Raw genomic sequence first — 7,675 nt, forward strand, 5'->3', positions numbered from 1 at the left:
AGAGAAACCTTCGCCATGGCTTCCCTGCTGTACCGGCTCGGCCGGTTCTCCTTCCGCCGGCGCAAGCGCGTCGTCGCCGTATGGCTGCTCCTGCTCGTCGTGCTGGGCGGAGCCGCCGCCACCCTCATGGGTCCCACCAGCGACAAATTCACCATGCCCGGCACCGAGTCCCAGCGCGCGCTGGACTCGCTCCAGGAGCAGTTCCCGCAGGCCAGCGGTACGACCGGCACGATCGTCATAGCCGCGCCCGAGGGTGCGAAGCTCGACAAGGCCGCAGTCGCGCCGGTCGTACGCGACGCCGCGGCCGTGGACGGTGTGGTCGGCGCGGTGGACCCGTTCCAGGCCGGCGCCGTCTCCAAGGACGGCCGATACGCCCTGGTTCAGGTGCAGTTCGAGGCCGCAGCGGACGAGGTGACCGACGCGCAGCGCGCGGCGTACGAGAAGGTCGGCGCCTCGGTGGAGTCCTCCGCGGAGGGGCTGCGGGTCGAGCACGGGGGTGAAGTCCTCAGCGCCGAGGTCGAGGTGGGCTCCACCGAGGCCATCGGTGTCCTGATCGCCGCGGGCGTCCTCGTCGTCACCTTCGGCTCCCTGGTGGCCGCCGGTATGACCCTGCTGAACGCGCTCGTCGGCGTCGCGGCGGGGATGGCCGGGCTGTTCGCCCTGAGCAGTGTCATCGAACTCACCAGCACCGCCCCCATCCTGGCGCTCATGCTGGGTCTCGCCGTCGGTATCGACTACTCGCTGTTCATCACCTCCCGCCACCGCCAGTACCTCACCGAAGGTGTGGACGCCGAGGAGGCGGCCGGACGCGCGGTCGGGACCGCCGGTTCGGCCGTGGTCTTCGCGGGCGCCACCGTCGTCATCGCCCTGTCGGGGCTCACCGTCGTCAACATCCCGTTCCTGAGCGTCATGGGCCTCGCCGCCGCCGGTACGGTCGCCGTCGCCGTCCTCGTCGCGCTCACCCTGCTGCCGGCGCTCATCGGGTTCGCCGGGGACCGCGTGCTGCCCCGCAAGCAGCGCGACGGCCGGACCGCGACCGAGGCCGCGGCTTCGGCAGCGGCCTCGACCGCGACTTCGACCTCGGCGGAGGCCGACAAGCCCCGCGAGGGCTTCGGCTTCCGCTGGGGCCGTACCGTCACCCGCTTCCGCGTCCCGGTCCTCCTCGTCGGCATCCTCGGCCTCGGCGTACTCGCCCTCCCCGCCGCCGACATGCGCCTCGCGCTCCCCGACGCGGGCACCGCCGCCGCCGGTTCGGCGACCCGTGAGGCGTACGACCTGACCAGCGAGGGCTTCGGTCCCGGCTTCAACGGCCGCCTGATCGCCGTCGTCTCCGGCGACGACGCCGCGAGCACGGCCGTCGCCGCCGAGGAAGCGACCAAGCGCATCCAGGGGACGAAGGACGTACTCGCCGTCACCCCACCGCAGTTGAACAAGCAGGGCACCACCGCGCTCCTCACCGTCATCCCCAAGGCCGGCCCCACCGACGAGGCCACCGAGGCGGTCGTGCACGCCGTCCGCGACCGTGTCGCCGACATCGGCGACTTCGCGGGCGCGGAGGGCACCGACGTCGCGCTGTCCGGCACCACGGCGGTCGGCATCGACGTCTCCGAGAAGGTCGCGGACGCCATGCTGATCTATCTGCTGCTCGTGGTCGGCCTGTCGATCCTGCTGCTGATGCTGGTCTTCCGCTCGTTCCTGGTACCGCTGAAGGCCGCGCTCGGCTTCCTGCTCACCATCGGTGCCACCTTCGGCATCACCGTGGCGATCTTCCAACAGGGCCACTTCGCCGACCTGTTGGGCGTCGACACCCCGGGACCGCTGGTGAGCTTCCTGCCGATTCTGCTCATCGGCATCCTGTTCGGGCTGGCCATGGACTACGAGGTCTTCCTCGTCTCGCGTATGCGCGAGGACTTCGTCCACGGTGCCGGCGCCCAGGAGGCGACCGTCAGTGGCATGGGGCACAACGCCCGCGTCGTCACCGCCGCCGCCCTGATCATGACGGCCGTGTTCGGCGGGTTCATCTTCATGCCCGACCCGATCATCAAGTCGATGGGATTCGCGCTGGCCGTTGGTGTGCTCGTCGACGCGTTCATCGTGCGGATGGCGCTGGTCCCGGCGGTGATGTCCCTGCTCGGGCGCGCCGCTTGGTGGCTGCCGCGCCTCGTCGACCGGGCCCTGCCCAACCTCGACATCGAGGGGGAGAGCCTGCAGCAGAAGCTCGTACCTGAGCAGCGGCAGGGCGCGGCCGACGAGAGCGAGGAGGCGGACGCGGTCAAGGTGTGAGCGCGTCGCACGGTGCGAGCCCCTCGCACCGTGCGAGCCCTTGCCGCAGTGTGAGAGCGCGTCGGTGGTCGGCCCTCGGCCCTCAGCCCTCGTCGGCGGTCGATCGGTGGCTGCCGGTGAGGGTCGCGTACACGACCACGTTGTCGGCGTAGCGGCGGTCGGCCTCGGAGAAGTCGCCGCCGCAGGTGATCAGGCGCAGTCCGGCGTGGTCGAGGTTGCGATAGACCTCGACCGTCGGGAACTTGTCCTTCGCGTACGTCGCTACGCGGTCGACCGTGAACTCGGCCGTCCTGCCGTCCTTCCGCGCCACCTCCACCTTGTCCCCCGGATCGATCCTGGCCAGGTCGAAGAAGACGGTGGGCGCGCCGTCCCAGGTCACATGACCCGCGATGATCGAGGGGCCGTTGGCGCCGGGGGCGGGCCCCGGGTGGTACCAGCCCGCCTTGTCCGGGTCCTCGGGCGTCTCCATCGCGCGGTTCTTGTCGAGCCCGAGCCGCTCCAGGGTGGAGTCCACCTTGAGCGAGGGGATCATGACGCGTACGGGGTCGGACGCGGGGAGCGCGGCGGCCTGCTTCTTGCCGGCCTTCGAGTCCGGGGCGGGGCCGGTCGACCCGGGCGCCGAATCCGCCACCGACGGACCGCCCTTGTCGACCGCCCGCGGCGGTGCGGGCTGCTGCCGGCCCATTCCCAGGACCAGCAGCAGCCCGCCGACGATCAGCAGGACCGGAATCGCGACGATCAGTGCCGTACGGCGTCCCGCGCGCCGCCCGGCACCTTCACCCGTACCGTTCGACTCACTCACAGTGTCAGCCGAGCCGGTTCGCGCCCGAAGTCGTCGTCCGCGTACGGCGCTTCACCGCGAACAGCCCGCCCGCGAGGAGGATCGCCGCCGCACCGCCGGCGACCATGCCGGGGGCCCCGGTGCCCGCCGCGCCGCCCGTGCCGGTCTCGACGCCGCCCACCGGCATGGAGCCGACGGCCGCGCCCTTGACCATGCCGCAGTTGGCGGGTGCGGTGGCCTCCTGCGGGAGCTTCGGGTCCAACTCGCTCTTGCCGGCGCCGAAGTCGTACTTGCCGTCGTCGTTGCGGTCGATGCCGTGCTGCACGATGTGCAGGTCCTTGATGTGGTCGACGACGTCCTGCGACACCTCGATGGTGCGGGAGTAGTCGAGCTTGCCGTCCTTGTCGGCGACGGGCATCCGGTCGACGGCCAGTCCGCTGTCCTTGGACGTGTCGCCCTTCGTCGTCAGGGAGATGTTGATGTCCCCGTACTGCGGCAGGCCCTCGGCGGTGCTGACGATGCCGTCGCCGTCCTTGTCCGCGCTCGCGTCGGGGCAGCTGAAGTCGTGACCGTCGGTGGAGCCGTGGATGTGCTGCGCGTGCGGCTGGCCGGGTACGAGGCCGGTGGCCTCGATCTTCACCGTCAGCTTCGTGCCCTGGAAGCTGACCAGGGCCGCGCCGGTGGCACCGGAGCCGTTCAGCGCCTCCAGATCGATCTGGTACGCCTCACCCTCCTTGGCCGTCGACGCGGAGCTGGACGCGGTCGAGTTACCGCCGTGTCCGCTGTGTTCGCCGCCCGCGCCGCTCGCGAGAGCGGGCGTGGCCGCGACGAGGGTGAGGGCGGCGGGCAGGGCGAGGAGGGCCGTGAATCGGGCTGTGCGCTGGCGTATCACTGCGATGCATCCCCTTTACGACTGTGAGACCGCGACTGGTGGTGTCGCCGTTGTGTGTGTGCATTCGGTGACCTGGGCCACGCGGATTGGTCCCGGCCGCGGGTGGCTGTTCGACGGTCCTGTAGAAGTAGGCACGCATCAGGAGTTCGGGAACGAAGGAAGGAACACCTCGATGGTGTTAAAGCGACTGCTCGGTTCACTCGGCGTCGGCGGGCCGACGGTGGAGACGGTGCTGGAGGACGGCCCGGTCCTGCCGGGAGGCACCTTGCGGGGCGAGGTGGTGCTGGCCGGCGGGAGCGCGGCGTACGACATCGACCGCGTCACCCTGGAACTCGTGGCCCGCGTGGAGGCGGAGCACGAGGAGGGCGAGAGCGAGGGCCTGGTCGGCTTCGCGCGGTACGAGGCCTGCGGCGGCTTCCGGCTGGGCGAGGAGGATTCGTACCGCGTGCCGTTCGAGGTGCCGGTGCCGTGGGAGACGCCCGTCTCGGAGCTGCACGGCGAAGCGATGGGCATCACGCTGGGTGTACGTACGGAGGTGGAGGTCGCCGGAGCGAAGGACCGGGGTGACCTCGACCCGTTCGCCGTACGGCCGTTGGCGGTGCAGGAGGCCGTGCTGGAGGCGTTCGGGCAGCTCGGCTTCGTCTTCGGGTCGGCGGACCTGGAGCTGGGACACATCAACGGGAGCGGCCAGCAGCTGCCGTTCTACCAGGAGATCGAGATCGTCCCCGCGCCGGGTTACGCGAACCGGCTGAACGAGATCGAGGTGACGTTCCTGGCTCACGCGGGCGGGACGGAGATCGTCCTGGAGGCGGACGGGCGCGGGGACGCGGGCGTGGACGACGCCCTGAAGCGGCACACCGTCGGGCACGACGAGGTGGCGCACACCGACTGGAACACGGTGGTCCGGGGCTGGGTCGACGAACTCGTACGCCAGTACCCGGGTCACGGTCACGGCTCGGGCGTGAGCACGGGCGCGGCGGTCGCCGTCGGTGCGGCCGGTCTGGCCGTGGGGGTCGCGGGCGGCATGGTGGCGGTCGAAGTCATCGACGAGGTGGGCGACTTCCTGGAAGGCGACGAGGAGGGTTAGGCCCGGACCTCCCTGGTCCTGCGGGCGCGGGCCCCGCGCGACACCGGCGACGCCTCGCCGATGGCGCGGGCCACCTGCTCGGTGAACGCCACGGCCGCCCGCAGGGGCCGCGGTAACGGGTCTCCGCTCCCCGTCGGCTCCCGGGCGCCTCGTCGTACGGGACGGCGTCCCGCACCGGGGCGTCCGGCCTGCCGTCGGGGAGCGGATTCGGCGGCAGCTGGGCTGTCCCGACGACCACCCGACCACCACCCGACGACGAGCCGAGGATGAGCCGGCGTCGCCACCGATCGCCGTGATGGCCCCCAACTCCCAGCTCAGCGACCGCCGTTCCGCGCCGCGTCGATGGAGAGGTTCGGCACGATCCGGTTCAGCCGGGCCGGCATGGCCCAGTTGGCCGGGCCGATCAGGTGCATCAGGGCCGGGACGATCAGGCCCCGGATGATCAGGGCGTCGACCAGGACGGCGAAGGCCAGACCGAATCCGAACTCCTGGAGCACATGGTCGTCGCCGATCAGGAACGAGCCGAACACCAGGATCATGATCCCCGCCGCCGCCGCGACGACCCGCCCGGTCTTCGCCTGACCGTGCGTCACCGCCCAGTGGTTGGCCCGGACTTCGTCCGCGTGCGACGAGGCGGGACGCCGGTGGTGCCACTCCTCCTGGATGCGGCTGACCAGATAGACCTCGTAGTCCATCGAGAGCCCGAAGAGCACCGAGAACAACAGCACCGGGATGAACGCGTCGACCGGCCCCGCGACCGGCACGTTGAGCAGCGAGAGGCCCCAGCCCCAGGTGAACACCGCGTTCAACGCGCCGAGCGCGGCGCCCACGGACAGCAGGTTCATCACGGCCGCCACCAGCGGGATCAGCAGACTGCGGAACACCGCCACCAGAAGCAGGAACGCCAGGATGACGACGATGGCGATGAACAGCGGCAGCTTCTCGCTCAGCACCCGCGAGAAGTCGATGTTGGTGGGCGTCGTTCCGCCGACGTGGACGGCGGGATGGCCGGGGCCCTCGGCCTCCGGCGCCAGGTCGCGGATGGTGCTCACCAGGGTGACGGTCTGCTTCGCGCCCGGACCGGTGCTCGGGTAGAGGATCGCGAGCGCGACCTTGCCGTTGGGAGAAGTCGTCGCCGGGGTCACCGACACCACGCCCGGCGTCTTGGCGGCGGCGGCCAGGAAGCTGTCGAACGCCTGTGTGTCGTCGGCCGACTTCAGCTCCGTCACGAGCTGGAAAGGTCCGTTGAAGCCCGGCCCGAATCCCTTGGACAGGGTGGTGTAGGCCTGGTGGGTGGTGGAGCCGACGGGGTCGTTCGCGGCGCCGGACGAGCCGAGGCGCAGCGAGAACAGCGGCAGCGCGATCACGACGACGAGGGCCAGCGCGCCCGCCGCCACCGGTACCTTGCGCCGCTCCACGAACGTGGCCCAGTGCAGCCAGAATCCGGCGGCGTCGTCGGAGACCGGCCCCTTCTCCGTGTGCGCCCGCCGCTCGCGCCGCGAGAGGGTCTTCGGGCCGAGGAAGCCCAGCATGGCGGGCAGGAACGTCAGCGAGCCGGCCATGGTCAGGGCGACCGTGAGCGCGGACGCCGCCGACAGGCCGTACAGGAAGTCGATCCCGAGCGCGAACTGCCCGAGCAGCGCGATGCAGACCGTGATCCCGGCGAACAGCACGGTCCGCCCCGAGGTGTTGACCGCCTGCACCGCCGCTTCCTCGTACGACAGACCGGTCTTCACCGCGCTGCGATGGCGGCTGATGATGAACAGGCCGTAGTCGATGCCGACGCCGAGCCCGATCAGTACGGCGAGGTCGCTGGAGACGCTCGGGGTGTCCATGACGTGCGACAGGAGGCTGATCAGGGAGGTGCCGATGAACAGCGCGATGGCGGCGGTCACCAGCGGCATCAGCGACGCGAACAGGGCGCCGCCGAAGACGATCAGCAGGATGACGAGCGCGGCGATCGCGCCCACCGCCACCGACAGGCCGGGGCCCGCGCTCTCCTCGTTGGTGATGGACTGGCCGCCGAGCGAGATACGGACGTCGGGTCCGTCGGCGGTCTTGGCGGTGTCGATCAGCTTCCTGGCGTCCGACTTCGTGACGTCGGCGGCCTTCATCTTCCAGTTGACGGCGGCGAACGCGATGGTGCCGTCCTTGCTGATCTGCGCCGCGCCCTGCTTGCTGTACGGGCTGACGACCGACGCGATGCCGGGGAGGGCGGCCACCTTGGTGAGCGCCGCGGTGACCGGTGTCTGGACCGAGTCCGAGCGTACGGTGGCCCCGCCGGTGGCCTCGATGACGATCTGGTCGCTCTCGCCCGAGGCCGCGGGGAAGTTGTCGGTGAGGAGTGTGATGGCCGCCTGGGCGTCGGTGCCCGGCAGGCTCGCGCTCTCGTTGTACTTGCTGCCGATCGACTGGGCGAGGGCGACGGTGACGACCAGGATCAGGAGCCAGACGGCCACCACCCTGCGGCGGTGCAGGAAACACCAGTGAGCCAGTCGAGACACGATGCTTCTCCGCCGGGATGTCGAGTGGCCGGACAGGACGGATGAAGGTCTACGCGACGCGCGGGCCGCTGCGGAGAAACGTCACTCCAACGAGGGCGGGTCACGGGTCATTCGCCCGGCGGAGAAGC

Annotated in this window: 5 protein-coding genes and 1 pseudogene; 2 read left to right on the forward strand and 4 right to left on the reverse strand. The window is 70.8% G+C overall.

Going from position 1 to position 7,675, the window contains the following annotated elements; translation table 11 throughout:
* Positions 1 to 15 precede the first annotated feature (15 nt).
* Complete coding sequence (locus P3L51_RS33880) at positions 16 to 2,283, forward strand: MMPL family transporter (RefSeq protein WP_354609195.1); 2,268 nt, start codon at positions 16 to 18, stop codon at positions 2,281 to 2,283.
* An 82-nt stretch (positions 2,284 to 2,365) separates the two neighbouring features.
* Here the strand turns inward: P3L51_RS33880 and P3L51_RS33885 are convergent, their stop codons facing one another.
* Both P3L51_RS33885 and P3L51_RS33890 read right to left on the reverse strand, forming a co-directional pair.
* A complete protein-coding gene (locus P3L51_RS33885) occupies positions 2,366 to 3,085 on the reverse strand; it encodes a class F sortase (protein WP_354609191.1) in 720 nt (239 codons plus the stop codon).
* Positions 3,086 to 3,089: 4 nt separating this feature from the next.
* Complete coding sequence (locus P3L51_RS33890; protein WP_354609192.1) at positions 3,090 to 3,956, reverse strand: GVDTG sorting domain-containing protein; 867 nt, start codon at positions 3,954 to 3,956, stop codon at positions 3,090 to 3,092.
* Positions 3,957 to 4,128: 172 nt separating this feature from the next.
* Here P3L51_RS33890 and P3L51_RS33895 point away from each other — a divergent pair, with 172 nt between their 5' ends.
* A complete protein-coding gene (locus P3L51_RS33895) occupies positions 4,129 to 5,043 on the forward strand; it encodes a sporulation protein (protein ID WP_354609193.1) in 915 nt (304 codons plus the stop codon).
* 139 nt (positions 5,044 to 5,182) lie between these two features.
* Here the strand turns inward: P3L51_RS33895 and P3L51_RS36080 are convergent.
* Positions 5,183 to 5,281 (reverse strand): annotated as a pseudogene (locus tag P3L51_RS36080) (M56 family peptidase); the annotation flags it as partial.
* A 76-nt stretch (positions 5,282 to 5,357) separates the two neighbouring features.
* Entirely contained in the window at positions 5,358 to 7,547 is a 2,190-nt protein-coding gene (locus tag P3L51_RS33900) for an MMPL family transporter (protein ID WP_354609194.1), read from the reverse strand.
* Between the last annotated feature and the right edge of the window lie 128 nt (positions 7,548 to 7,675).

It is taken from the genome of Streptomyces panacea (assembly GCF_040560175.1).
Lineage (GTDB): Bacteria > Actinomycetota > Actinomycetes > Streptomycetales > Streptomycetaceae > Streptomyces > Streptomyces panacea.